The organism is Mitsuokella sp. oral taxon 131 str. W9106, from assembly GCF_000469545.1.
GTDB lineage: Bacteria > Bacillota > Negativicutes > Selenomonadales > Selenomonadaceae > AWVT01.
Genome location: NZ_KI273065.1, coordinates 78,804 through 101,690 on the forward strand (window position 1 = coordinate 78,804; position 22,887 = coordinate 101,690).

The 22,887-nt window shown below is 55.5% G+C and carries 24 protein-coding genes and 1 other annotated feature; of the genes, 4 read left to right on the forward strand and 20 right to left on the reverse strand.

Annotation, left to right across the window (positions count from 1 at the left end; all coding sequences use genetic code 11):
• Nucleotides 1-126 precede the first annotated feature (126 nt).
• Entirely contained in the window at nt 127-708 is a 582-nt protein-coding gene (locus tag HMPREF1985_RS11350) for a hypothetical protein (RefSeq protein WP_021772117.1), read from the reverse strand.
• A 397-nt stretch (nt 709-1,105) separates the two neighbouring features.
• Here HMPREF1985_RS11350 and HMPREF1985_RS08180 point away from each other — a divergent pair, with 397 nt between their 5' ends.
• Nucleotides 1,106-1,885, forward strand: coding sequence for a lyase family protein (locus HMPREF1985_RS08180; protein WP_231385187.1), 780 nt, complete (start codon nt 1,106-1,108; stop codon nt 1,883-1,885).
• A 12-nt stretch (nt 1,886-1,897) separates the two neighbouring features.
• Complete coding sequence (locus tag HMPREF1985_RS08185) at nt 1,898-3,310, forward strand: anion permease (RefSeq protein WP_021772120.1); 1,413 nt, start codon at nt 1,898-1,900, stop codon at nt 3,308-3,310.
• Nucleotides 3,311-3,363: 53 nt separating this feature from the next.
• Here HMPREF1985_RS08185 and HMPREF1985_RS08190 read toward each other — a convergent pair whose 3' ends face one another.
• From HMPREF1985_RS08190 to HMPREF1985_RS08265, 16 genes are all read right to left on the reverse strand, one after another.
• Entirely contained in the window at nt 3,364-3,849 is a 486-nt protein-coding gene (locus HMPREF1985_RS08190; RefSeq protein WP_040637491.1) for a siroheme decarboxylase subunit beta, read from the reverse strand.
• 45 nt (nt 3,850-3,894) lie between these two features.
• Nucleotides 3,895-4,353, reverse strand: coding sequence for a siroheme decarboxylase subunit alpha (locus tag HMPREF1985_RS08195; protein WP_021772122.1), 459 nt, complete (start codon nt 4,351-4,353; stop codon nt 3,895-3,897).
• A 98-nt stretch (nt 4,354-4,451) separates the two neighbouring features.
• Nucleotides 4,452-5,084, reverse strand: a complete 633-nt coding sequence (gene yihA, locus HMPREF1985_RS08200; protein ID WP_021772123.1) for a ribosome biogenesis GTP-binding protein YihA/YsxC — start codon at nt 5,082-5,084, stop codon at nt 4,452-4,454.
• A gap of 20 nt (nt 5,085-5,104) precedes the next feature.
• The gene (lon, locus tag HMPREF1985_RS08205) at nt 5,105-7,408 is read right to left on the reverse strand and encodes an endopeptidase La (protein WP_021772124.1); all 2,304 of its coding nucleotides are present in this window, start codon (nt 7,406-7,408) and stop codon (nt 5,105-5,107) included.
• Nucleotides 7,409-7,480: 72 nt separating this feature from the next.
• The gene (gene clpX, locus HMPREF1985_RS08210; RefSeq protein ID WP_021772125.1) at nt 7,481-8,749 is read right to left on the reverse strand and encodes an ATP-dependent Clp protease ATP-binding subunit ClpX; all 1,269 of its coding nucleotides are present in this window, start codon (nt 8,747-8,749) and stop codon (nt 7,481-7,483) included.
• A 15-nt stretch (nt 8,750-8,764) separates the two neighbouring features.
• Entirely contained in the window at nt 8,765-9,373 is a 609-nt protein-coding gene (gene clpP, locus HMPREF1985_RS08215) for an ATP-dependent Clp endopeptidase proteolytic subunit ClpP (RefSeq protein WP_040637492.1), read from the reverse strand.
• Between the two features lie 38 nt (nt 9,374-9,411).
• Complete coding sequence (gene tig / locus HMPREF1985_RS08220; RefSeq protein ID WP_021772127.1) at nt 9,412-10,701, reverse strand: trigger factor; 1,290 nt, start codon at nt 10,699-10,701, stop codon at nt 9,412-9,414.
• A 200-nt stretch (nt 10,702-10,901) separates the two neighbouring features.
• Nucleotides 10,902-11,504, reverse strand: coding sequence for a GerMN domain-containing protein (locus tag HMPREF1985_RS08225; RefSeq protein ID WP_021772129.1), 603 nt, complete (start codon nt 11,502-11,504; stop codon nt 10,902-10,904).
• Between the two features lie 3 nt (nt 11,505-11,507).
• The gene (locus HMPREF1985_RS08230) at nt 11,508-12,575 is read right to left on the reverse strand and encodes an N-acetylmuramoyl-L-alanine amidase family protein (protein ID WP_231385188.1); all 1,068 of its coding nucleotides are present in this window, start codon (nt 12,573-12,575) and stop codon (nt 11,508-11,510) included.
• Nucleotides 12,576-12,586: 11 nt separating this feature from the next.
• Entirely contained in the window at nt 12,587-12,787 is a 201-nt protein-coding gene (locus tag HMPREF1985_RS08235; protein WP_021772131.1) for a DUF3006 domain-containing protein, read from the reverse strand.
• Nucleotides 12,784-13,785 carry a ComEC/Rec2 family competence protein gene (locus tag HMPREF1985_RS08240; protein WP_040637493.1) on the reverse strand — a complete coding sequence of 334 codons (1,002 nt, stop codon included), beginning with the start codon at nt 13,783-13,785 and terminating at the stop codon, nt 12,784-12,786. Before HMPREF1985_RS08240 ends, HMPREF1985_RS08235 begins: the two co-directional genes overlap by 4 nt.
• A 1-nt stretch (nt 13,786) precedes the next feature.
• The gene (locus HMPREF1985_RS08245) at nt 13,787-14,608 is read right to left on the reverse strand and encodes an HAD family hydrolase (protein WP_040637494.1); all 822 of its coding nucleotides are present in this window, start codon (nt 14,606-14,608) and stop codon (nt 13,787-13,789) included.
• Between the two features lie 89 nt (nt 14,609-14,697).
• Entirely contained in the window at nt 14,698-15,132 is a 435-nt protein-coding gene (locus tag HMPREF1985_RS08250) for a hypothetical protein (protein ID WP_021772134.1), read from the reverse strand.
• 130 nt (nt 15,133-15,262) lie between these two features.
• Entirely contained in the window at nt 15,263-16,930 is a 1,668-nt protein-coding gene (locus tag HMPREF1985_RS08255; RefSeq protein WP_040637531.1) for a 2-isopropylmalate synthase, read from the reverse strand.
• A 39-nt stretch (nt 16,931-16,969) separates the two neighbouring features.
• Nucleotides 16,970-17,215: a binding site (T-box leader), on the reverse strand.
• Nucleotides 17,216-17,298: 83 nt separating this feature from the next.
• Complete coding sequence (locus HMPREF1985_RS08260) at nt 17,299-17,814, reverse strand: acyl-CoA thioesterase (protein ID WP_021772136.1); 516 nt, start codon at nt 17,812-17,814, stop codon at nt 17,299-17,301.
• Nucleotides 17,815-17,838: 24 nt separating this feature from the next.
• Nucleotides 17,839-18,120 carry a metal-sensing transcriptional repressor gene (locus HMPREF1985_RS08265; protein WP_196805383.1) on the reverse strand — a complete coding sequence of 94 codons (282 nt, stop codon included), beginning with the start codon at nt 18,118-18,120 and terminating at the stop codon, nt 17,839-17,841.
• 176 nt (nt 18,121-18,296) lie between these two features.
• On the opposite strand from HMPREF1985_RS08265, the gene HMPREF1985_RS08270 reads away from it, so the two are divergent.
• Both HMPREF1985_RS08270 and deoD read left to right on the forward strand, forming a co-directional pair.
• On the forward strand, nt 18,297-18,800 hold the full coding sequence (locus HMPREF1985_RS08270) for an ECF transporter S component (protein ID WP_040637495.1): 504 nt from the start codon (nt 18,297-18,299) through the stop codon (nt 18,798-18,800).
• A 66-nt stretch (nt 18,801-18,866) separates the two neighbouring features.
• Complete coding sequence (gene deoD / locus HMPREF1985_RS08275; RefSeq protein ID WP_021772139.1) at nt 18,867-19,577, forward strand: purine-nucleoside phosphorylase; 711 nt, start codon at nt 18,867-18,869, stop codon at nt 19,575-19,577.
• Nucleotides 19,578-19,670: 93 nt separating this feature from the next.
• On the opposite strand, the gene HMPREF1985_RS08280 is transcribed toward deoD, so the two are convergent.
• From HMPREF1985_RS08280 to HMPREF1985_RS08290, 3 genes are read right to left on the reverse strand one after another with little or no spacing between them, the layout of a single operon-like run.
• On the reverse strand, nt 19,671-21,092 hold the full coding sequence (locus HMPREF1985_RS08280; RefSeq protein ID WP_021772140.1) for an aminopeptidase: 1,422 nt from the start codon (nt 21,090-21,092) through the stop codon (nt 19,671-19,673).
• A 15-nt stretch (nt 21,093-21,107) separates the two neighbouring features.
• On the reverse strand, nt 21,108-22,064 hold the full coding sequence (gene dusB / locus HMPREF1985_RS08285) for a tRNA dihydrouridine synthase DusB (protein WP_021772141.1): 957 nt from the start codon (nt 22,062-22,064) through the stop codon (nt 21,108-21,110).
• Entirely contained in the window at nt 22,061-22,858 is a 798-nt protein-coding gene (locus tag HMPREF1985_RS08290) for a type III pantothenate kinase (protein ID WP_021772142.1), read from the reverse strand. The genes dusB and HMPREF1985_RS08290 overlap by 4 nt, the downstream gene beginning before the upstream one ends.
• Nucleotides 22,859-22,887: the final 29 nt, after the last annotated feature.

Below are 22,887 nucleotides of genomic sequence, written 5' to 3' on the forward strand. Positions count from 1 at the left end.
TATCACATCTTCGACTGAAAAAAAATTCTTTTCACGGTCTTATGCAGCTTCGGGCAAATTGAAAATTGAATTGTCGCATCGCTCTGCCAAACTTTGGTAGCTTGTGCAACTTCTCTTGAATCGCCATCACACGATAAGCTGCTTCAATTTTCGTCTGAGATAATCAATCGTCCGCAACCGCTCGATCAAGTCATCCGTTCCATTGCCGATCCGCTCGGATGAAAAAGAGCCTGCAGGGATTTGCCCGACTCCAATTTCTCCTCGCACTTGTGTCATAACGGCTTGCACGGACGCATAGCGAATCAACGCGATCAATTTCTCTGCCCGAGCAAGATCGGCGGAATAACATGCATTTCCCTTATGACATCCTTTTTCCTTCAAAATAGCAACGTCCTTGCAAATCGCTTCATATCCGTGGGCGACAATCGCGTCTACCAATCGGCAGGCGGTTGATACCGATGCCGTTCGTTTGCCTGCGATGATCTTGACCTCTTTTCGCAACTCCCGTGCATATTTAGGGGATTGAAGCACGGACGGCCCAACAAAGCGGTCTACGCCGATAATATAGCGTGCTTTCCGCAGCCTTTGACGGACTTGCGCTTCTTCCATTTCCTCATAGGCAACCGGCACAAAGCAAAGTCCATCGATTCCAAAATCCCTGCATTCCTGCGCCAATCGTTTTGTATAGGGCAACAGATTGTTGAACACATATACCGTCTCACCACGGGGAATCCCCGCAATCGCAAGAAAAAAATGGTCGTCGGGTACAGATCCAAAATAAATCGACGGCCTTCGGGGATATATCTAGAAATCGCTGCTTCTTGTGTCTTCGCGCAAAGGTAAAACGTGTCTGGCTCGCACGTCTTGATCTCGCGTGTCGTTTGCGTCTGGATGTCCCAATCCGTACCGAGAAAAGATTGGCATATCGAACGAATTTCTTCTGCAATAAAGGGGCTGCTCCCCACTGCCATCAAATGAATTTCATTCATTGCGCTTCCTCCTTTCGCACGGTTTCGAGGAATGCTTGTGCCGCATAAGACGGATGCCGGCTCGTGTGCCACGCATAGGCAGGAGATACAAATAGGGGGGGGATCCAGTGCGACACATGCAAGATCATCTGTTCTATCGACAAGGCATTCCGGCAAAAATGTTACCCCAATCCCGGCGGCCGTCATCCGTTGAAGCAGCGTCACTTGACTGCATGAAAATCGCATGGCATGTCGCACGCGATAATCAAGCAGAATTCTGTACCGTGCTTGCGCTCTGCGCCGGGACGCTTGGACGCATCAACCACGAAATCTTCAGTCTTCAGCATACTGAAATATTAGAGTTGGAAGAGCCTTTCTTCATGGGGAAAATCGGTTCCTCCACGATGCCGCACAAACGCAATCCCGCGGTTCTCGAAAACAATCTTGCCCTGCTGCGCAATGTCCGCAGCATCGCGCCTGCCATCCTCGAAAGCATGATTTCCGAAAATGAACGCGATTGGGGCTGTTTCCTATCCGAATGGGAGGCGATTCCCAGAGCGTGCCATCTTATGGGAGCAGCGCTTTCCAAGACGAAATACATTCTCAAAAACCTCATTGTGTACCCAAAACACATGGAGCGCAATCTGTTCATTCAAAAAGGCCTCATGATGAGTGAATGTGTCATGATGCATCTCGCACCACGTCTCGGGCGCATGACCGCGCATGAAATCGTATACAAAAGCTGCATGGAGGCATACGAAAAGGAACTCCCTCTAAAAGAGGTTTTGATGAAAACGCCTGTTGTCACGGAAGCGTTCACCGAAAAGGAAATCGACCATATGCTCGATCCGCATCATTACGTCGGATTAGCGCCGGCATTTGTCGATCGGGTAATGAAAAAATATGCTGCGGAATAAGGAGTGAACCCTATGGATCATGCCCAAAAGAAAAAATTGCTCATGACCGTTCTGTTGGGCGTCTTGATTTGGCTATGCCCGCACCCGTCAGAAATCAGCGATGTCGCCTGGCATCTGTTTGCGATTTTTGCTGCTACGATTGCAGGCTTCATCCTGCAGCCTATCCCAATTGGCGCAGTTGCCTTTGCCGGCGTCACGATAGCCTCTCTGACCGGCGTCATCAGCGTGAGCACCGCGATTTCCGGCTATGGGAATAGCACGATATGGCTCATCATCTGCGCATTCCTGCTCTCCCGTGCCTTTATCAAAAGCGGGCTCGGCAATCGCATCGCGTATCTGATCATCAAGGCAATCGGAAAATCCTCCTTGATGCTCGGTTACGCGATCACGCTCACCGATTTCGTGATTTCTCCTGCTACGCCGTCCAGTACGGCGCGGGCAGGTGGAATCATTTACCCCATCATCAAGAGCCTTTCCTCCGCGCTCGGCTCAGAGCCCGGCGACACCGCCCGTAAATTCGGTGCGTATATCATGCAGATCGAATACCAGGCAAATGCCATTACCTGCGCCATGTTCATGACGGCAATGGCGGGAAATCCCATGGCAGTGGAACTCGCCGCGAAAACGATCGGCATCGAAATCACATGGGGCGATTGGGCACTTGCCTGCATCGTGCCTGGTCTTCTATCCCTTCTCATCATGCCGGTCTTGCTCTACAAGCTTTTCCCGCCGGAAATCAAGTACATGCCACATGCGAGGCAGATGGCCGTAGAAAAGCTCCAAGAAATGGGTCCTCTGACGTATCTCGAAAGGATCGTCGCATTCGTCTTTATCGGCGCACTCGCACTATGGGCCACATCTTCTCTTACCCACATGAATGCTACTGGCGTCGGCATGTTGGCGGTCATCATTCTCCTCCTGACCAACGTTTTGGATTGGAAGGATGTCTTGGAGGAAAAAGGCGCATGGAACACCATGTTCTGGATGGGCTCGCTGATCGCATTAGCGGGCGCATTGGCAAAATCGGGTTTCATAAAGATTGTCGCCAATATGGCAGGATCCGCAATTCAAGGCACTGGATTCAGTTGGCTTGCCGCGTTTATCCTTCTCGTGTTGATTTATGTGTATTCGCATTACGCTTTTGCAAGCGTATCCGCGCACATCGGCGCGATGTATGCAGCATTCCTGTCGGTCTCCGTCGTCGTCGGAACCCCTCCGCTCCTTGCCGCAATCGCATTTGCCGCACTGAGCAATATTATGATTCCGCTGACGCATTACGGCGGAGGTGCAGCTCCCATACTTTACGGCGCAGGTTACGTCTCGCAGGGGAAATGGTGGCAGCTTGGCTTTATTCTCGTTACCGTCAATCTCATCATTTGGCTCGGAATCGGAAGTGCATGGTGGCATCTGATCGGACTTTGGTAAATCGCGGAAAATGGCGGAAACGAACCCTTCCCAGACTCGTTTCCGCCATTTTCTTATTCCATGAAATAACGCATGGACGTCTTTTTCCATTCTTTTTTGGTGTAGAGCATGACCGGCTTCGATGCGCCTGTCTTCTCGGCGAGATCGACTGCGATGGCCTCACACTCTTTCCGGCTCTGTCCGTGAATCATCGTGTAGAGATTGTACGGCCAGCCGGGCGCCGTCGTGCGGTCGTAGCAATGCGAGACGCGCGGACATTTTGCCATCTCGCGTGCGATCGCGTCGAGACGCTCTGCCGGCACTTCCCAAGCCGCGAGCACATTTGCCTTGAATCCGACTTCGCGGTGGCGCAGGACAGCGCCCATCTTGCGGATCTTTTTCTCCTCGCGCATCGCCTGCACGCGGGCGACGAAGTCGTCAACGCTCACGCCAGCCTCTTCTGCCATCTGCTTGTACGGCTCTGCAACGAGCGGAAAATCCCGCTGAAGGATGCGGATAATCCTCTTGTCGAGCTCGGATATTGCAGTTTGTTCTGCCATATTGCGCTTCCTTTCCCATCTATGCTTCTTCCTGAACAGGCACAATTACGAAAGTTGGAACTGCACATTGATCTTGTACTTTTTCGTCGTCTTTAGATTCAGAAGACGTTCGACGCCCGGCAGGGCTTCGACCTCGCTGAGAATTTCCTTCTCCGTTTCGAGATTTGGGGTCAGAAGCGTAAACCAAAGATTGAACTTGCCCTCGCGTTCGTAATTGTGCGTAACGCCCGGATAGCGGTTGACCGCCTCCGCGACAGACGCGACTTTTCCCTCCGCTACGCGCAGGGCGACAAGCGTTCCGCCATAGCCGAGGCGGTTGGAGTCGAAGAACGTGCCGATACGGCGCAGGCAGCCCTCGTCTTTCAGCAGTCGCAGACGCGATATGACGCGCTCCTCGTCTGTCCCAAGTTCCTCTGCCATCTTGGCAAACGGAAGCTTGCCGATCGGCAAGCTTCCCTGCAAGAGGTTCAGCAGCGCCTTGTCAAAAGCGGTCAATTCCATCATGCACGGTCACTCCTCTGATGCGATGCTAAAGGAAGCACGGCTGAATTTATCCGTGATTCCGAAACACAACGATTATGAATTGCGTTCACATTTCACTTTTAGCATTGTATCAAAGTATCTCCTATGACGTCAAGCAAATCGGAACGGCCTTCATTTTTCAGAGATGAATACGGCAGTATGGATAGCTCCGCTATGCCGAACACTTTGCGCATGATAGAAATTTGCCTGTTTTGCGCATTTTTGCCAATCTTGTCCGCCTTCGTTGCAACGACGAGGACAGGAATGCCGCGCTCGACGAGCCAACGGAACATCCCAACATCGGATACCATCGGCTCATGACGAATGTCGATGAGCTGGCAGACAAACTGAAGACGAGGTGATGTCGTGAGATACTCCTCGATGAATTTCGCCCATATCTTGCGGTTCCCTTTTCCCGTCTTGGCGTAGCCGTAGCCCGGCAGGTCAACGAGGTAGAACGATTTACGGTCTTTGACGTCCGCAATCCTGACGCCGAGCTCATAGAAGTTGATCGTCTGCGTCTTGCCTGGCTGCGAGGAGACACGTGCAAGCCCCTTGACGCGCGTCAGGCTGTTGATGAGCGAGGACTTGCCGACGTTTGATCGGCCGATGCAGACGATTTCCGGCAGTTCCTTTTCCGGGTACTGCTCCTTTTTGACCGCAGAGGCGATGTACTGCCCTTGCGTGATAATCACGCGCTCCTTCTCTGCCATACTTTCATCTCCCTCGTCTTTTATCGCAGCAATGCGATTCGCAGTACTTCATCCATGTGCTCCACGGGAACGAATTCGAGCTTTTCGCGGACAGTCTCAGGTATGTCCTCGATGTCGGGCTTGTTCTCCTTCGGCAGGATAATGGTCTTCATACCTTCGCGATAGGCGGCAAGAACCTTTTCCTTGAGCCCACCGATCGGCAAGACGTTGCCGCGCAGCGTGATCTCCCCCGTCATCGCAACGTCACGGCGCACCTTGCACCCTGTGAGTGCAGAGATCATTGCCGTCGCCATGGTGATCCCTGCCGACGGTCCGTCCTTTGGCACGGCACCTTCCGGCAGATGAATGTGGATATCTTCCTTCTCGTAAAAGTCAGCGGCAAGGCCGAGCTTTTCGGTGCGGCTGCGGATATAGGAGAGCGCCGCCTGTGCCGATTCCTGCATGACATCACCGAGGCGTCCCGTCAGGATGAGCTTCCCCTTTCCCTTTAAGACCGTCGCTTCGGTTGGCAGGATATCGCCGCCGACTTCCGTCCAAGCCATCCCCGTCACGACGCCCACTTGCGGCTTTTTCTCCGCTTTCTTCTCTAAGAATTTCGCGCGGTCAAGGAACGTGCTGAGATTCTTCTTCGTCACGCGAATCGGCGCATCCTCATTTTCGACAATGCGGCGTGCCGCCTTGCGGCAGACGCGTCCGATGAGACGTTCGAGTTCGCGCACGCCAGACTCACGCGTATATTCCTGGATGATTTTCTGAATGACCCCTGCACCGAGCTGGATGTCCTTTGCCGTGAGACCGTTCTGTTCTCGTTGGCGCGCAACGAGATAGCGTTTTGCGATCTCCAGCTTCTCATATTCCGTATAGCTCGAAAGCGTGATGATTTCCATGCGGTCGCGCAGGGGGCGTGGGATGCCGCCGAGGCTGTTCGCCGTCACGATCCAAAGCACGCGGCTGAGGTCGAAAGGCAGCTCGATGTAATGGTCACTGAACGTCGCATTCTGCGCAGGATCGAGCACTTCGAGGAGCGCTGCCGACGGATCGCCGCGGTAATCCGCCGCAAGTTTGTCGACCTCGTCGAGCAAAAAGACGGGATTGCGCGAGCCGGCATTCTTGATGCCTTCGAGCACGCGCCCCGGCATGGCGCCGACATAGGTGCGGCGATGCCCGCGGATCTCCGCCTCGTCACGCACGCCACCGAGCGAGGCGCGGACGAACTTGCGCCCCATCGCGCGCGCGACCGATGCCGCGAGCGACGTCTTGCCGACGCCGGGCGGGCCGACGAGGCAGAGAATCGGAGCGGCGCGGTCGCTGATGAGCTGATGTACGGCGAGGTAGTCCAGGATGCGGTCCTTGACCTTCTCTAGGCCGTAGTGATCCTTGTCGAGTATTTTCTTCGCCGCCGTGATGTCTTCCGTGTCCTCCGTCTCCACAAGCCATGGAAGATCGAGCAGCCAATCGAGGTAGCTGCGTATGACACCGACTTCGGCGCTCATGCTGTTCATCGCCTCAAGGCGTTTCAGTTCCTTTTCGACTGTCTTTTCAACGTCTTTTGGGTAACGCCCCGCTTCCAGCCGCTCCCGATACGCCGTGCTGTCCGTCGATTCAGCATCGCCGAGCTCCTTTCGGATTGCCTTGATCTGCTCGCGCAGGTAGTAGTCCTTTTGGATCTTTTCCATCTGCTTGCGCACGCGCACGCCGATCTTCTGCTCGACTTTTTGGATCTCCAGCTCGCGCGCAACGACTTCGTAGAGCCTCTCAAGGCGCTTTCTCACATCAATACACGCGAGGAGCTCCTGCCGCGTTTCGAGCTTGAGGCTCAGATGGCTTGCGATTAGGTCAGCAAGCCTGCCCGCGTCGTCGATAATCGCGACGGAAATGAGCGTTTCAGCTGGAATCTTTTTCGAGAGGCGCACCCATTCCTCAAACTCGTGGACGACAGCGCGCGTAAGCGCTTCCATGCCCATCGAGCCGTCGATCGGATCGATACAGATTTCTGCCTCAACCTCATCGTAGCGCTCCAGTGCCGTAAATGCCTGCTTGCGCGCACGCTTCTTGCCCTCGACAAGCACGCGCACCGATCCGTCGGGCAGCTTGATGAGCTGCCGGATCTCAGCGAGCGTGCCGACGGGATAGAGATCCTTCTCCTCCGGCTCTTCGGTCTCTGGATCGAGCTGTGCCGTCAAAAAGATTTCCCGGTCCTGCACCATCGCCGCTTCGAGTGCTTCCATGGAACGCGGACGCCCTACATCGAGGTGGATGAGCATGTATGGGAATACGACCACGCCTCGAAGCGGCAGCACGGGCAGTTTCTTTGTCTCTGCCATAGTATCTCCTTTTTATCACCTTATAGGAAAAGCGCTGCGATTGCAGCGCCCCCAACGCCCTCCCTATGCCAGTCAGGCCGTTTCTTCCTTTTTGCTCTTCGCTTTCTTGTCGATCGTGAGGAGCGGTTCTTTCTTCGTCGTCACGACGTCCCTCGTCACGTGGCACTCGGTCACGCCCTCAATCGAAGGCACATCGTACATGACGTTGCGCATGATGCCCTCAATGATGGAGCGAAGGCCGCGCGCCCCCGTCTTGCGCTTCATCGCTTCTTTCGCAATCTGACGCAGCGCCTCATCGTCGAAGCGCAGCTTGACGCCGTCCATCTCAAGCAGCTTTTGGTACTGCTTGACCAGTGCGTTCTTCGGCTCTACGAGCACGGAAACGAGCGCTTCCTCGTCGAGCGCGTCGAGCGTCACGACGACAGGCAGGCGGCCGATGAACTCGGGTATCAAGCCGTTCTTGAGCAGATCCTCGGGAAGAACCTTGCGCAGGATCTCGCCGATGTTGCGCTGGCGCTTCGATTTGACCGTTGCCCCAAAGCCGAGCTGACGCTGTCCGATGCGCGACTCGATGACCTTTTCGAGCCCGTCGAACGCACCGCCGCATATAAAGAGGATATTCGTCGTATCGATCTGCAGAAGCTCCTGATGCGGATGCTTGCGCCCGCCCTGCGGCGGAACCGAAGCCGTCGTGCCCTCAAGGATCTTGAGGAGTGCCTGCTGAACGCCTTCGCCCGACACATCGCGCGTGATCGACGGATTCTCCGACTTGCGGGAAATTTTATCGATCTCATCGATGTAGATAATGCCGCGCTCCGCCTTCTCGATATCGTAATCCGCCGCCTGAATGAGCTTCAAAAGGATATTTTCGACGTCTTCGCCGACGTAGCCCGCCTCCGTGAGCGAGGTCGCGTCTGCGACGGCAAACGGCACATTCAGTATCTTTGCGAGGGACTGCGCGAGAAGCGTCTTGCCGCTGCCCGTAGGTCCAATCATGAGGATATTCGACTTTTGCAGTTCGACGTCATCGTTCTTGCCGCCTTGCCCCATGTTGATCCGCTTGTAGTGATTATAGACGGCGACGGAAAGCGTCTTCTTCGCCTCGTCCTGCCCGATCATGTATTCATCGAGAATCGCGCGAATCTCCTTCGGCTTCGGTACGTCCTTGAGATCGATTTCGACATCATCGCTGAGCTCCTCCTCGATGATCTCATTGCAAAGCGAGATACACTCGTCGCAAATATAGACGCCGGGGCCTGCCACGAGTTTGCGGACCTGTTCCTGTGTCTTTCCGCAAAACGAGCATTTGAGCTGCCCTTTCTCATCCCCAAACTTCAACATGGCCGCATCACCCCTTTAGCCCTTTGCGTCTTTCTTGCCCTTCTTCGGACGCACGATGACTTCGTCGACAAGCCCGTAAGCCTTTGCTTCCTCCGCCGTCATGAAGTTGTCGCGCTCGGTGTCTGCATTGATCGTCTTCTCGTCCTTTCCCGTCGTCTTGACGAGAATGTCGTTGATGACTTCGCGGAGGCGCTGGATCTCGCGCGCCTGGATCTGAATGTCTGTCGACTGGCCCTGCGCGCCGCCGAGAGGCTGATGGATCATGATGCGCGCATGGGGGAGCGCGTAGCGCTTTCCCTTTGCCCCCGACGTCAGAAGCAGCGAGCCCATGCTCGCCGCTTGACCGATGCAGATCGTCGAGACGTCCGGCTTGATGTACTGCATCGTGTCGTAGATGGCGAAACCTGCCGTCACGACGCCGCCCGGACTGTTGATGTAGAGATGGATGTCCTTGTCCGGATCCTCCGATTCCAGGAACAGGAGCTGCGCGACGACAACATTCGCCACATTGTCATCGATCGGACCGCCTAAAAAGATGATGCGATCCTTCAGCAGACGCGAGTAGATATCGTACGCGCGTTCCCCGCGGCTCGACTGCTCGACGACCATTGGTACATAACTCATATTACTCATATTTGGTTTACTCCCCATAACAAGCAGGGTCACTTTGCGATATTGTCGATGATGAACTGCGCCGTCTTCTTGCGGAGCACAGTCGCCGCCAAGTCGCCAACCCGTCCCTGTTCCTTGATAATCTTCTGAACCTGGTGCGGCGTTGCACCGTATGCGGCCGCCATGCCGGCGACTTCGGCGTCGAGGTCTGCCGCCTCGACCTTGATGTTTTCCGCCTTTGCGACTTCTTCGAGCATGAGATCCGTGCGGACATTCTTCTCTGCCGCCTCGCGGTACTGCTCGCGCAGCTTCTGAATATCCGTATTCGCATACTGGAGGTACCGCTCGAACTTCATGCCCTGCTGCTCAAGGCGCATTGCCATTTCCTGAATCATGCTCGACACGCGGTTTTCCACCATGACAGGCGGAATATCGACCGTGACGTTTTCCGTCGCCTTGTCGATAGCAGCCGTCTTTTGGTCGTTCTCCGCCTTGCGCTCCGCCGCTTCTTCCATGTTCTTGCGGACATCGGCACGAAGCTCGTCGAGCGTCCCGAACTTGCTGACCTTTTTGGCAAGCGCGTCATCGAGCGCTGGAAGCTCCTTGCGCTTGATGCTGCGAACCGTGCACTTGAACACAGCCGGCTTTCCTGCGAGTGCAGCCGTGTGGTAATCTTCAGGAAACGTGACACTCACGTCCCTTTCCTCGCCGACCCTCGCGCCGACAAGCTGATCTTCAAAGCCCGGGATGAAGCTGCCCGACCCGATCTGAAGCGGGTAGTCCTTGCCCTCACCGCCCTCGAACGGCTTACCGTCAACCAATCCTTTGAAGTCAAGCGTCGTGAAGTCGCCGTTTTCAACAGCGGCTCCTTCAGGCACGTCCACCATCGTGCTCTGACGATCCTGGAACGTCTTGAGCCGCTGCTCTACCTCCTCATCCGTAACCTTTGCTTCTTCCTTTGGGACAGAAATCCCCTTGTACTCGCCGAGATGGACCTCAGGGCGCGGCGTAACCGCTGCCTTGAACACGAGATCCTTGCCCTCTTCAAGCGTGATGATATCGATATCAGGTCGCGTCACCGGCTCGATCTTCTGGTCATCCAACGCCTCGCCGAAAGCCTTCGGTGCGATGAGGTCAAACGCTTCCTGCATGAGCGCGTCCCTGCCAACGTGGCGCTCCACAATCTTGCGCGGTGCCTTGCCCCTGCGGAAGCCGGGAATATTCACGCGGCCCGCCAACTGTTTCGCAGCACGCTCCACTGCCTTTCCGAGCTCCGCTGCCTCAACCTCAATCGTCAGCGTAACCTGCTGATTTTCACCGTGTTCTGCCGTAACTTTCATGGTACGAAATGACCTCCTGTATGATCGTTCTTAAAATTGGCATCCCCAAGCACAAGGGCATACGCCATTCAGAATATATTGTATCACAAAACGCGCGGAAAGACAAGCCATCCCGCGCGTTTCAAGCAAAGAGGCAAGCCCATCCGATCCTGCCATCGGAACCCGGTTGCCAAAACCATCTTTGCCCCACACTGTTGGAATTACTGCAGCAGGCTCTCCATGCGACCAATCGGTTCGCTGAGATCCATGTGCCCTGAAAGGGATTCAATGGGCTTTCCCTCGATGAGGATCTGCACTTTCTTCACTTCGGCAAACTCCGTCAAGGTATCGGCAATGGATCCGACAAGCATCTCTTCCCCCGTCGAGCCTCCGACGAAATTCTTCCGCAGTGCCTGCGTGAGATCGACCTTTGCGACGCCGTCCGACACTTTGACGCTCCTGAGTTTCGCCTGCTTTGGGATGATCGTCACCTGCCCCTTGTCCGTTGCGCCCTGCATGAGCGATTCCATCGCCGCCGTGTACTTATCCTTGCCATCAAGCCTCACGCTGCGCGTAGAAGCGAGAAGTTTCGTGCCATCTTCATTCGGATAGTAGACCTTGATCGTCAGCTTTTCATCTTTTCCCGCGGCAGCAGAGCTGCTTTTCGCTGCATTGCCGGAGGAGCTGGGACTGCTGCCAGCAAGTGAGGCGGACGAGGAACCCGCGCTGCTTCCACCCGTTTCATTCTTCGGGTCGCAGCCAGACATGACGAGCAGGGAAAGCATCATCATGACCAGGAAAAGGCATCTCATATTGCGTTTCATCGGTTATTCCCCCTCCGTAAAGTAACGGCCAATCGCGCGCGCGATTGCTTTCGCCAGCGTTTCCTGGAATGTGTCGTCAGCGAGCAGGCTCTCTTCCCTGTCATTCGTGACGAAAGCAAGCTCGACAAGCGATGCCGGCATCGGCGCGTGTTTCATGACGTAGAAATTTGCCGTCTTGACGCCGCGGTTCGATAGCCCTGTCGCCGCAACAATCTCCTCATTGAGCACCGTCGCGAGATGCTCGGCGGCCGTTCCGCCATAGGTGTAATAGTAAGCTTCTGTCCCATGCGCGCTCGAACTGCTGAATGCATTGCAGTGAATGGAGATGAATATCTCAGCGCCAGGAGCGGCGGCTCCAACATTGACGCGCGCCTGAAGTTCCGCATCTGCCGATGCATTTGGCCCGCAGACATCGACATCCGCATCGCGCGTCATAATGACATTTGCACCGCTCGCTTCCAAGAGATTTTTTACTTTCTCAGAAACGGCGAGCGTCACACTTGCCTCGGTCACGCCCGATGGCCCGACAGCACCGCTGTCACTGCCGCCGTGTCCGGGATCGAGGACGATGGTATGTCCTTTGGCTCCCTCTGCCTGCGGCGCCCTCACGACCGGCTCGAAGATGTCGATGACAAGTCGGTGCGGCTTGTGCGATCTGCGCTCCGCCTTCTCTTCATGAATGGCGTAGCTGCCGGATACAGGCTGCGATAGATCCATGACGAACTGCAGCGTGTCGCTGCCGCGATCCTTGATCCGCATGCGGCTCGCGTACTTTTCGGGAAGCGGAATATCTGGCTCGATTTCGCCAATTTGCGTCTTTTGCACCGTTATGGCGAGCTGCCGGCGAACGCCTTCGTACTCCGTTACTGCGTAGTCGAGATCGGAGCTTCCCGTCATGCCGATCTCGATGCGCAGTGCATTCCGGCCGTTTACCGTAACCTCCGCGGTCTGAAAATAATTCAGCGTGTGCCTTGCGGCAGCCTCTGCCCTCGTGCCGAAAGGAAGCAGGCAAACGGCAAGCACGAGCAGGACAGCAGCGCGCCCCCATCGAAACAATGCTTCTTGCAACAACACAGTTCCTCCTAGTCTTTCAAAAGGTCGAGCGCTTCCTGCTCTGCCTTTTCCGTCGTTTCCGGATCGAAACGAATGTCCATCGTGATATAGTCGCCCTCATGGAGCCCGTCGGGCAAATACGCCTTTGGGAAATGGAGCGTTTTCATTTCATCGCCGAGCAATAGGACTGCAACATCCTCTTCAAAGCGATCAATGTATGCGGAAATCACTTTTCCTTGCCTCCTGTCTCAATCTGATACGTCTTCCCATCCGTTGTCACCGTGATCGTGCCGTCCTTATCCGTTTCATACGTCTTGGCGGCAAGGACATCCCCCTTTTCATTTTTGACTAAGGCCGTCTTTTTCGTCTTGCCCGTCTTCCGGTCCACGAACGTGCTCTCTCCGCGGCAACGTGCGAGCACGTCCGTATGCGGATGGCCATAATCATTATTCACACCGCAGGAGATGAGAACGGCTTCCGGCCAAACGGCTTTGAGGTAGGCAGGCGTCGCGCTCGTCGAACTGCCGTGATGCGGTGCCTTCAGGATCGTGCTTTTCACGGGATCGTTCGCCTGCAACATCTCTTCTTCCACAGGCTTTTCCGCATCACCCGTAAAGAGCATCGAAAACTTGCCATAGACGAGACGTCCGACGACAGACTCATTGTTCGGATCGTGCTTGTACCCTTTTTGCTGTCCTCTCTTTTGAAGCGCTTCCGTCGGGTAGAACACCTCGAACGCAACGCCGCTGCCAAAATCGAGCTTGTCGCCCGCCTTCAGCATTTCATGCTTGATTTTTTTTGCTTTGAGCTGCTTCATGTAGCCGATGTAGAGCTTCGATGTCGAAGGCATGCCATTATCGTAAACCGCCCCGACTTCGTAATCCTTCAGGACGACGTCCATCCCGCCGATATGGTCAGCATGCGGATGCGTCAAGATGACTTTGTCAATCTTCTTGACGTCTGCTTTTAGCAGCTCCGCTTTCAGCTTGTCGCGCTCGTCAACATCACCCGTGTCAATGAGCACCGTCTGCTCGGGCGTCTGAACCAGGATGGCATCCCCTTGCCCAACGTCGAGCATTCGGATCTTGACCGCACTGCCGTTTGCGGCGGTCTTCGCACCGCTTCCGCCCGCGCCGCCCCCCGTAGTCGCCGCACCGCCTCCACAGCCCGCAAGAAGCGTGACAGCGAGCATCACGGCGCTGATCAGCATGACGATTCGATTTCGCATCTTATTCCTCCCCTAGAATATACCGTCTGATGCCGAATGCCACGCCGTCTTCATCGACCGAAGGAAGGATGTGCGAGGCCTTTTCCTTTAGCTGTGGCCGCGCATTTTCCATGACGAGCCCCATGCCAACCGTCTCCATCATTTCCATGTCGTTCAGCCCATCGCCAAACGCGTAGCTTTCCGTGCGCGGTATGCCAAGATAGTCGAGCGTATGGCAGATTCCCGTTCCCTTTGAAATGGAACTCGCGTAAAGCTCCATATTTTCCTTATGATAAGGATCCATCAGCCCTGTGAGCTCCGGCTTCTTCAGCAAGTGCTCGTAGACGCCGTTCCCACCCGGATCACGCGCGTAAAATTCGATCTTGTACGCATCGACATGCGCGAGGTCATAGTCGCGAACGAAGCCTCTCACATTGACATCAATATCGCGGTAAAACTGCTCCGTCGCTTTGAACTCAGGCCTTAGATAGACATCATGCAGCCCTTCCAAGATATACTCGATGCCATTTTCCTCCGAGAGCGCAACGATCTCCTGCACGAGTTCCTTCGGGAGCGGATCATCGTAAATGACCGCATGGCCCATCATGACTGCCGCACCATTCATCAGCACAAACCCATCAAATAATTTCGAATCCGCAATCTTCGGATCGAGGTAGGCGTACGGACGCCCGCTCGCAATAAAGGTATGGTACCCCGCCTCGCGCAGGCGCTTGATCTCCGTACGAACGGCAGGGCGGATCTGTGTCCAACCGTTCTTAATATTGATCAACGTCCCGTCTATGTCAAAAAAAACCGCTTTTCCCGCTTGTTTCATACGTTCCATAGCACACCCCCAAATCACAAGAGCCCCAATCCCTAGGCGCATAGGTTCCTTCCCTATACTACTAGAGATGGGGGCTCTCTTCAAGAGGATTACCAAATTTCCTTCATGATGGGACGGTAGTTCTCGTTGAGGAAATTGATGAGCACGTCAAACATGCTGTAAATCTCATCGCCAATCATCGGGAACTCTTCGCCCGGCATGAGCATGCAGATGTCAAGAATGAGCGAGCCCTCTGCATCGAAGTAAAGCTTGAACGGCTTGAACTTCTTGTTCTGCTCGTTTGCGAGCTTCAGGACGGCAAGCTCGTTTTCTTCCGTCTGCGCCTTCGGCGAAATTTGGACGCGCATCATCGCAAAAACGCTGTTGTCAAGAATGACAAGGGTCGGAAGCTGCTGCCCTTCGACGAGGACATGCGAGCGGAATACGACTGTCCCCTGCTCATCGTCCTTCACTTCTTCCACCGCAAACGAATCGATTTCTTTTCCCTCGAGATAAAGCTTGAATGCTTCAGCCTTCTTATTCATCGCCTACATCCTTTCTATTCTGCAAACCGCACTATAACGAATATTTAATTTCGTGAAGCAGGAGTAAAATCCTGCCTATCGAATAAATTAAATCTCCATTTCCTGCACGGCCACAAATGGTGCCAGACGATCATTTTCCCATCTGCATGCGGTCAATCGCACTCACGAGTGCCTGAATCGACGCTGTAATGATATCGGTATCCATGCCGGCGCCCCACGTCACGTGACCGCCTTCCGCGACGATTCCGATATAGGCGATCGCGCGGCTCGACTGTCCGAGCTCAAGCGCATGCTCACTGTAAGTCAGATCCTTGTAGGAGATGCCGAGGTTTTCCTGCAAGGCGTTCGATACGGCATCGAGACGTCCATTTCCTTTTGCGACAAAAGTCCTTTGCTTGCCGTTGACGAAAATATCGACCGTTCCCTTGCGCGAGCCGTCCGGTTCCTTTTTGAGCAAGAAGTCATCGAGCTTGTACGGCGTGTCGACGTTGACGTACTCCCGCTGGAAGATCTGATAGAGCTCGTCCGGCATGAGTTCCTTGTGCTTGTGGTCGGACACGCCCTTGACGCAGTAGCCAAAGTCCTCGCGCATCTTCTTCGGCATGTCGATGCCGTACTTCTGCTCCATGATGAAGCCGACACCGCCCTTGCCGGACTGGCTGTTGATGCGGATGACGTCGCCGTCGTATTCACGGCCGACGTCCTTGGGATCGATGTAGAGATACGGGAGTGTCCACTTGTCGGGGTTTTTCTCCTCTTTCCACTTCATGCCCTTTGCGATCGCGTCCTGATGCGAGCCGGAAAATGCCGCAAAGACGAGCTCGCCCGCATACGGCTGCCGCGGGCTTACGTGCATGCGCGTCACGCGTTCGTACATCTCGCAGAGTGCCGGCATGTTCGAGAAATCGAGCTTCGGATCGATGCCGAGCGCGAAGAGGTTCATCGCGACCGTGATGATGTCGACGTTGCCCGTGCGCTCGCCGTTCCCAAAGAGCGTGCCCTCGACGCGGTCCGCACCCGCGAGGATGCCCATCTCTGTATCGGCGACGCCGCAGCCGCGGTCATTGTGCGGATGGATAGAGAGCAAGACGGCGTCGCGGTACTTCAAGTGCTTGTTCATATAGGCAATCTGCATTCCGTAGACGTGCGGCAAGCTCATCTCTACGGTCACGGGCAGATTGATGATCGCCTTGCGGTCTGGCGTAGGCTTCCAGACGTCGAGAACGGCGTTGCAGACTTCAAGCGCATACTCCGGCTCCGTGCCCGTGAAGGATTCCGGCGAGTACTCGAAGCGGTAGCCGGCACCCGCTTCTTCGGTCAGCTCCCGCAGGAGCTTCGCGCCATCGACTGCCATCTGCTTGATCTCGTCCTTCGACTTCTTGAAGACCTGCTCGCGCTGTGCGACAGAAGTCGAGTTATAGACGTGGACGATGGCGTTCTTGACGCCCTTCAGTGCGTCAAACGTCTTGCGGATGATATGCTCGCGCGCCTGCGTAAGCACCTGTATCGTCACGTCGTCAGGGATGAGATCGTCCTCGACGAGGCGGCGCAGGAATTCGTACTCCGTATCAGAAGCAGCCGGAAAGCCGACCTCGATTTCCTTGAAACCAACCTTTAAGAGCGTCCTGTAGAATTCGAGCTTTTCGTCAAGGCTCATCGGAATGACGAGCGACTGATTTCCATCGCGCAGGTCGACGCTGCACCATACGGGTGCATGGTCGGGTGCGTCCTTCTTCGCCCACTCAAGATCGATCTCCGGCGGCATGTAATAGCCTTTGCTGTACTTCTGATAATGCATCATAAGGAAAACCTCCCAAAATATAAAAGCCCCGCGTCTCCATGAGACGCAGGGTCTTCTGCGTGGTACCACTCAAATTCGCATCGATTGATGCCTCTGCGGACTCCATCAAGTCCTCCTGCGCTAACGGTCAGGCTCCGTCCCTGCTTACTTGCCCCGTTTCTTCACGAACGTTCAGCGGGCTGCTTCAAGGCGAGTTCGTCCATCTCGTGCCACTGTCTTTCACCGAGCGACAGCTCTCTGCAAGCACTTGGAAGGTCTACTATTCCTCTGCAACGCATTTCGTTTTGATGTATACTAGGATAGCACAGCAAAATGTCTTTTGCAAGCATTTTGTAAAAACGTTTTGTCAAGCAGGTGTAATGTTGTCACTCTTCCGGCTCGCGAAGCGTCTTCTTGGCTGCGGCTCGTAAGTGCGCCTCTTCCTGCTGCTGCTTCTTGCGCGCCTTATGCGCTTCGTAGCGCTGGCGTCCTTCCTCGAATGCACGCTTTGCATCCTCTGTGTCGAGGATAAGCGGCGGAACGGACTTTGGACGCGAATTGCGGTCGAGCGCGACCATCGTGAAGTAAGCGGAAAGCGCACGCTGCGGCCTGCCCTCCTGATCGAGATCCTCTACCTCTACGGTAACGGCAATCTCCATCGAACTATGGCCAACGAATACGATCTCCGCCGTGCATGTCACGAGGTCGCCAATCAGGATCGGCGAGTGGAATTCAAGCTCGTCGACGCGCGCCGTTACAACATTTGACCGTGCGTACTTGCGCGCCGCCGCATACGCTGCCGAGTCCATGATCTTCATGATCTCGCCGCCGTGGACATTGCCGTTCGGGTTCGCCTGGCTCGGCATCATGACCTCGCTGATTACGATTCGATTCTGTGCCATACCGTTCTCCTATCCCCTGCTCTTTTACTTCAAAAACCGATCAATCGCTTCGTTGAACTGCTCCAGCGCATGCATGTCGTTCTCCTTCACGGCATCGACCATGCAATGCTCCAAATGATCCTTCAGAATAATACGGCTGACACCTTTCAGGGCACTGTCCACCGCAGACAGCTGGATGAGGACCTCGCTGCAGTCGCGCCCCGATTCAACCATGCGCTTCACAGATTCAAGATGCCCGATAAGACGCGCCATGCGGTTCAGTACCGCCTTTGTCTGTGTGTGGCTATGGACGTGCGGCTCTCCCATACGATGACCTCCCTGCTTGCCTATCATTTTATGGCATAGACCATAGGCTGTCTATAGATTCTCACATATTATCATACAACAAAACGGACGCATTGACAATCGACTTTTTCCTACTTATAATAGTTGTATTCTAGCCTATTGGATTTCACGGGTTTCAAATCAAGGGGGGATTTCCCGTGTCAAAGGACAAGACATACTCACTCTGCATGACGGCTGTGCTCATGGCACTCACCTGCATCGCAACCATGGTCATCCAGATTCCAATTCCGCTTGGCTACGCTCATCTTGGCGACTGCGTCATTCTTCTCGCCGTGCTCTTCCTAAACCGGCGAAACGCCGTCCTCGCCGCCTCGATCGGCTCGATGCTCGCGGATTTCTTCACGGGTTTTGCGATTTGGTGCGTGCCGACGCTCCTCATAAAGAGCGCAATCGTTTTGACCGCGCACCCCTTCTGCGCAGGCAGATCCTTCCCGCGGCTCCTGCTCGGCGGCGCACTCTCCATGCTCGTCATGGCGGCAGGTTACACGCTCGCAGGAGCGCTCCTTTACGGGAGCTTGGCGGTGGGGCTTGCCTCCACGCCCGGCCTTTTAGCCGAGGGCGCGCTGAATCTCGCGCTCTTTCTCATCCTTGCAAAAACCATTGTTCCCGCCCTTTCCCGATACCTTGACAGAAAATCCTGATTCCATGGTATAATAAAATTGCATCGTTTTCTGCTCTTCATTTTCATAAGGAAAGGAAGTATCCGCATGAGCACACCGCACATTGCTGCAGAGCCGGGCGATATCGCCGAGCGCATCCTCCTGCCGGGCGACCCGCTCCGCGCGAAATTCATCGCTGAACATTTCCTCGAAAATGCGAAACAGTACACCAGCATCCGCAACATTCTTGGCTACACGGGCACGTACAAGGGCGTTCCCGTCTCCGTGCAGGGCACGGGCATGGGCATTCCGTCGATCTCGATTTACATCCATGAACTCATCGCAACCTACGGCGTCAAAAAGCTCTTCCGCGTCGGAACATGCGGCGCAATGCACAAGGACGTAAAGCTCCGCGATGTGCTCATCGCCCAGGCGGCGACGACGGATTCCGCCATTCTCCGCAACATTTTCGGGCCATCGATCAACTTTGCGCCAATCGCAGACTATTCGCTTCTCGAAAGGGCGGTCTCAAATGCACGCCGCCTCTCGCTCCCCGTCAAGGTCGGCAACATCATCTCCGTCGATCGCTTCTACGATGAAGAAATCGACAACGAAAAGCTCACGAAATACGGCATCCTCGGCGTCGAGATGGAAGCCGCCGCGCTCTACACGATCGCGGCCCAGTTCCATGTACAGGCGCTCGCGATTTTCACCGCCAGCGATCATTTGCTGACAGGCGAAGGCTGCACGGCAGAGGAACGCCAGAACACGTTCTGCGACATGATCCGGATCGCACTCGAAACGGCAGTCGAAACGTGATGCGCGATGCGCTTGGAATCGGGCATTACGCCAAACACAGAAAAGGCACTCTTCCCCATGAGAGTGCCTTTTCTTGTAGGATAAAACGAATCGTCACGCTTCCGCTAGGAACGCCTTATAGCCCTTGAACGTCTCGTAGACGTCAACCTTGCTCGTTGTCTCCCATGGCGCATGCATCGAGAGGACGCCGACGCCGCTGTCGATGACCTGCATGCCGTAAAGGCTCATGATGTAGGCAATCGTGCCGCCGCCTCCGAGGTCGACTTTGCCGAGCTCCGCGAGTTGGAAGCGGACGCCATGCGCTTCCATAATGCGGCGAATCTCACCGAGGTATTCCGCATTCGCATCGTTCGAGCCAGACTTGCCGCGCGAACCCGTGAACTTATTGAAGACCATGCCGCGTCCGAGATAGGCGACATTCTTCTTGTCGTAGGCGCTCGCGTAGAGCGCATCGTAGGCACTCGACACGTCAGAGGAGAGCATCTTCGAGTTTGCGAGCGCACGGCGCAGCGTGAGATCGCCTCCTTCACCAAGCGCCGCCAAAATTTCGGCGACGGCATTCTCGAAGAAGCGCGACTGCATGCCTGTCGCCCCGACGCTTCCAATTTCCTCCTTATCGACGAGCAGGCAGCACGCCGTCTTCTTCGGTGTCGCTTCCATTTCGAGCATCGCGCGAAGCGATGTGTAGGAACAGACGCGGTCGTCCTGTCCGTAGCCTAAAATCATGCTGCGGTCAAATCCGAGCTCACGCGCGCGTCCTGCGGGAACAAGTGCGAGCTCTGCCGAGAGGAAGTCCTCTTCCTCGATGCCATACTTCTCCTCGATGAGCGCGAGCACGCCCGCCTTGACGGACTCCTTGTCCTTCTTCTTGAGCGGATAGTTGCCAACGAGGATATCGAGGTCCTCCCCTTCAACGACTTTTGCCGCGTTCTTTTTCATCTGCTCCTGCGAGAGGTGGATGAGAAGATCCGTCACGCAGAATACGGGATCGTCCGCCGCCTCGCCAATATTGACCGTGATGACCCTGCCGTCCTTTCGGACGACGACGCCGTGCATCGCGAGCGGGATTGTGACCCACTGGTACTTTTTGATGCCGCCGTAGTAATGCGTGTCGAGGTAGGCAAGCCCACCGTCCTCGTAGAGCGGGTTCTGCTTGACGTCGAGCCGGCACGTGTCGATGTGTGCACCGAGAATTGCCATGCCATGCGCGAGCGGCTCCGTGCCGACGTGGAAAAGCGCAAGCGACTTCTTCATGTTGAGCGCGTAGACCTTTGCGCCCGCTTTTAACGTCTCGCCCTTTTTGATGATTGCGGCAAGGTCGCGATAGCCCGCCGCCTCCGCCTGGCGGATTGCCTCTGCCGCACTCTCACGCTCCGTCTTGCAGTCGGAGATAAAGTCGATATAGCCTTTCGCGAGACGTTCGAGCTTTTTCTTGTCGTCCTTTCGATACGTATTCCAAACGGAGAGCTTCTCTTCACTTTCCTTTGCCTTTTCTTTTTTTTCCTTGTCTGCCATAATGCTGTTCCTTTCTTAGAAGTACGCCGCTACGATTTGTGCGAAGTCCTCGCGCGTCCGCGCCTTGTTGAACCGATTGCGCAGGATCGCGCCATGCGTGATGCCGCGCGTGTACCACGTCGCGTGCTTTCGCATCTCTCGCGGGCCGATGTAGTCGCCCTTGTACGCAAGCAAGAGGTCGAGGTGGCGCATGAGCATCTCGGCGCGGTCACGCATCGTCGGTGCAGGAAGGCATTTCCCCGTGCGCCAGTAATGCGTGAAGCGCTTGAAGATCCACGGATTTCCCTGCGCTGCACGTCCGATCATGACGCCGTCGCAGCCCGTGACCGAACGGATGCGATCGAGGTCGTCCTCCGTCCGCACATCGCCGTTCGCAATGACGGGGATCCGGACTGCCTGCTTGACTTTTGCGATGATTTCCCAGTCTGCCGCACCGCTGTAAAACTGCTCACGTGTCCTGCCGTGAACGGTGATCGCATCGACGCCTGCCGCCTCCGCCAGCTTCGCCATCTCGACGACGTTGACGTGCGCCTCATCCCAGCCCTTGCGCATCTTGACCGTAAAGGGCATCCGGATCGCCTTGCGCACGGCGGAGAGGATCCGAAAGGCACGGTCTGGATCGAGCAGGAGCGCCGATCCCTCGCCGTTCTTCGTGACCTTCGGCGCGGGACAGCCCATATTGAAGTCGAGGATATCCGCCGTGCCGAGCTGCTCGACATAGGCCGCAGCCTCTGCCGCCATCTCCGGCCTTGCGGCGAAAATCTGCATGGCGAGCGGACGCTCCTTCGGTTCGGACTGGAGCATCGCGAGCGTGCGTTCGCTGCGGAAATGGATGCCTTGGCTTGATACCATTTCGGCGTAGGCAAGCGGGCAGCCCATGTCGTGTGCAAGGATGCGGTATGCCGTATCGGTCACGCCTGCCATAGGCGCAAGAAAGACGGGCACATCGAACGAAAAGTTCCCCAGCTTCATGCATTCTTCTCCTGAAAACGATCCATATTGCGCTCGTAAAGCACGCGAAGCCCCGTCAACGTGAGGAAATGATCAATCTTGTCAATCGTCGAGGACTCCTTCTTGATCATGCGTGCAAGGCCGCCTGTCGCAACGACCCTTACCGCCTCATCCGCAAGCCCAATCTCGCGCTTGATGCGCCGCACGATCTCATCGATCTGCCCGACGTAGCCGAAAATGATGCCTGCCTGCATGCCCTGAATCGTATTGTGGCATATAATATTTTTCGGCGGGACGAGCTCGATGCGCGGGAGCTGCGCTGCGCGCTGGAAGAGCGCATCCGCGCTTGCATTGATGCCGGGCGCGATGACGCCGCCGAGGAAATCGCCGTTTTCCGCGACGACATCAAATGTCGTCGCCGTGCCGATATCGATAACGATCAATGGGCCGCCGTACTGTTCGTATGCGCCGACAACGTTCACGATGCGATCCGCGCCGATGGCGCGCGGATTTTCATAGTGCAGGCGAATCCCTGTCTTGATGCCGGGACCGACGAGCAGCGGGCGCAGGTGGAAGTAGCGCTCGCACATCTTCATGAGCGGCACGACGAGCGGTGGCACGACGGACGAAATCGCAATCGCGCGAATATCCTCCATCGTAATGCCCTGATAGCGAAAGAGGTCGTTCATCAGCATTCCATACTCGTCGCCCGTCTTTTGGCGGTCGGTTGAAATGCGCCAATGTTTCATGAGCTTCTTGCCCTCGTAAGCGCCCATGACGATGTTCGTATTGCCAATATCCAGTACAAGTAACAAAATCGTCTCTCCTACTCATTTCGGGCAAG

What these genes read in the sequence shown, in the direction of transcription:
- HMPREF1985_RS08180 (WP_231385187.1), top strand. Translation starts at nt 1,106, where the DNA reads ATGCAAGATCATCTGTTCTATCGACAAGGCATTCCGGCAAAAATGTTA.
- HMPREF1985_RS08185 (WP_021772120.1), top strand. Translation starts at nt 1,898, where the DNA reads ATGGATCATGCCCAAAAGAAAAAATTGCTCATGACCGTTCTGTTGGGC.
- HMPREF1985_RS08190 (WP_040637491.1), bottom strand. Translation starts at nt 3,849, where the DNA reads ATGGCAGAACAAACTGCAATATCCGAGCTCGACAAGAGGATTATCCGC.
- HMPREF1985_RS08195 (WP_021772122.1), bottom strand. Translation starts at nt 4,353, where the DNA reads ATGATGGAATTGACCGCTTTTGACAAGGCGCTGCTGAACCTCTTGCAG.
- yihA (WP_021772123.1), bottom strand. Translation starts at nt 5,084, where the DNA reads ATGGCAGAGAAGGAGCGCGTGATTATCACGCAAGGGCAGTACATCGCC.
- lon (WP_021772124.1), bottom strand. Translation starts at nt 7,408, where the DNA reads ATGGCAGAGACAAAGAAACTGCCCGTGCTGCCGCTTCGAGGCGTGGTC.
- clpX (WP_021772125.1), bottom strand. Translation starts at nt 8,749, where the DNA reads ATGTTGAAGTTTGGGGATGAGAAAGGGCAGCTCAAATGCTCGTTTTGC.
- clpP (WP_040637492.1), bottom strand. Translation starts at nt 9,373, where the DNA reads ATGAGTTATGTACCAATGGTCGTCGAGCAGTCGAGCCGCGGGGAACGC.
- tig (WP_021772127.1), bottom strand. Translation starts at nt 10,701, where the DNA reads ATGAAAGTTACGGCAGAACACGGTGAAAATCAGCAGGTTACGCTGACG.
- HMPREF1985_RS08225 (WP_021772129.1), bottom strand. Translation starts at nt 11,504, where the DNA reads ATGAAACGCAATATGAGATGCCTTTTCCTGGTCATGATGATGCTTTCC.
- HMPREF1985_RS08240 (WP_040637493.1), bottom strand. Translation starts at nt 13,785, where the DNA reads ATGCGAAATCGAATCGTCATGCTGATCAGCGCCGTGATGCTCGCTGTC.
- HMPREF1985_RS08245 (WP_040637494.1), bottom strand. Translation starts at nt 14,608, where the DNA reads ATGGAACGTATGAAACAAGCGGGAAAAGCGGTTTTTTTTGACATAGAC.
- HMPREF1985_RS08250 (WP_021772134.1), bottom strand. Translation starts at nt 15,132, where the DNA reads ATGAATAAGAAGGCTGAAGCATTCAAGCTTTATCTCGAGGGAAAAGAA.
- HMPREF1985_RS08255 (WP_040637531.1), bottom strand. Translation starts at nt 16,930, where the DNA reads ATGCATTATCAGAAGTACAGCAAAGGCTATTACATGCCGCCGGAGATC.
- HMPREF1985_RS08260 (WP_021772136.1), bottom strand. Translation starts at nt 17,814, where the DNA reads ATGGCACAGAATCGAATCGTAATCAGCGAGGTCATGATGCCGAGCCAG.
- HMPREF1985_RS08265 (WP_196805383.1), bottom strand. Translation starts at nt 18,120, where the DNA reads ATGGGAGAGCCGCACGTCCATAGCCACACACAGACAAAGGCGGTACTG.
- deoD (WP_021772139.1), top strand. Translation starts at nt 18,867, where the DNA reads ATGAGCACACCGCACATTGCTGCAGAGCCGGGCGATATCGCCGAGCGC.
- HMPREF1985_RS08280 (WP_021772140.1), bottom strand. Translation starts at nt 21,092, where the DNA reads ATGGCAGACAAGGAAAAAAAAGAAAAGGCAAAGGAAAGTGAAGAGAAG.
- dusB (WP_021772141.1), bottom strand. Translation starts at nt 22,064, where the DNA reads ATGAAGCTGGGGAACTTTTCGTTCGATGTGCCCGTCTTTCTTGCGCCT.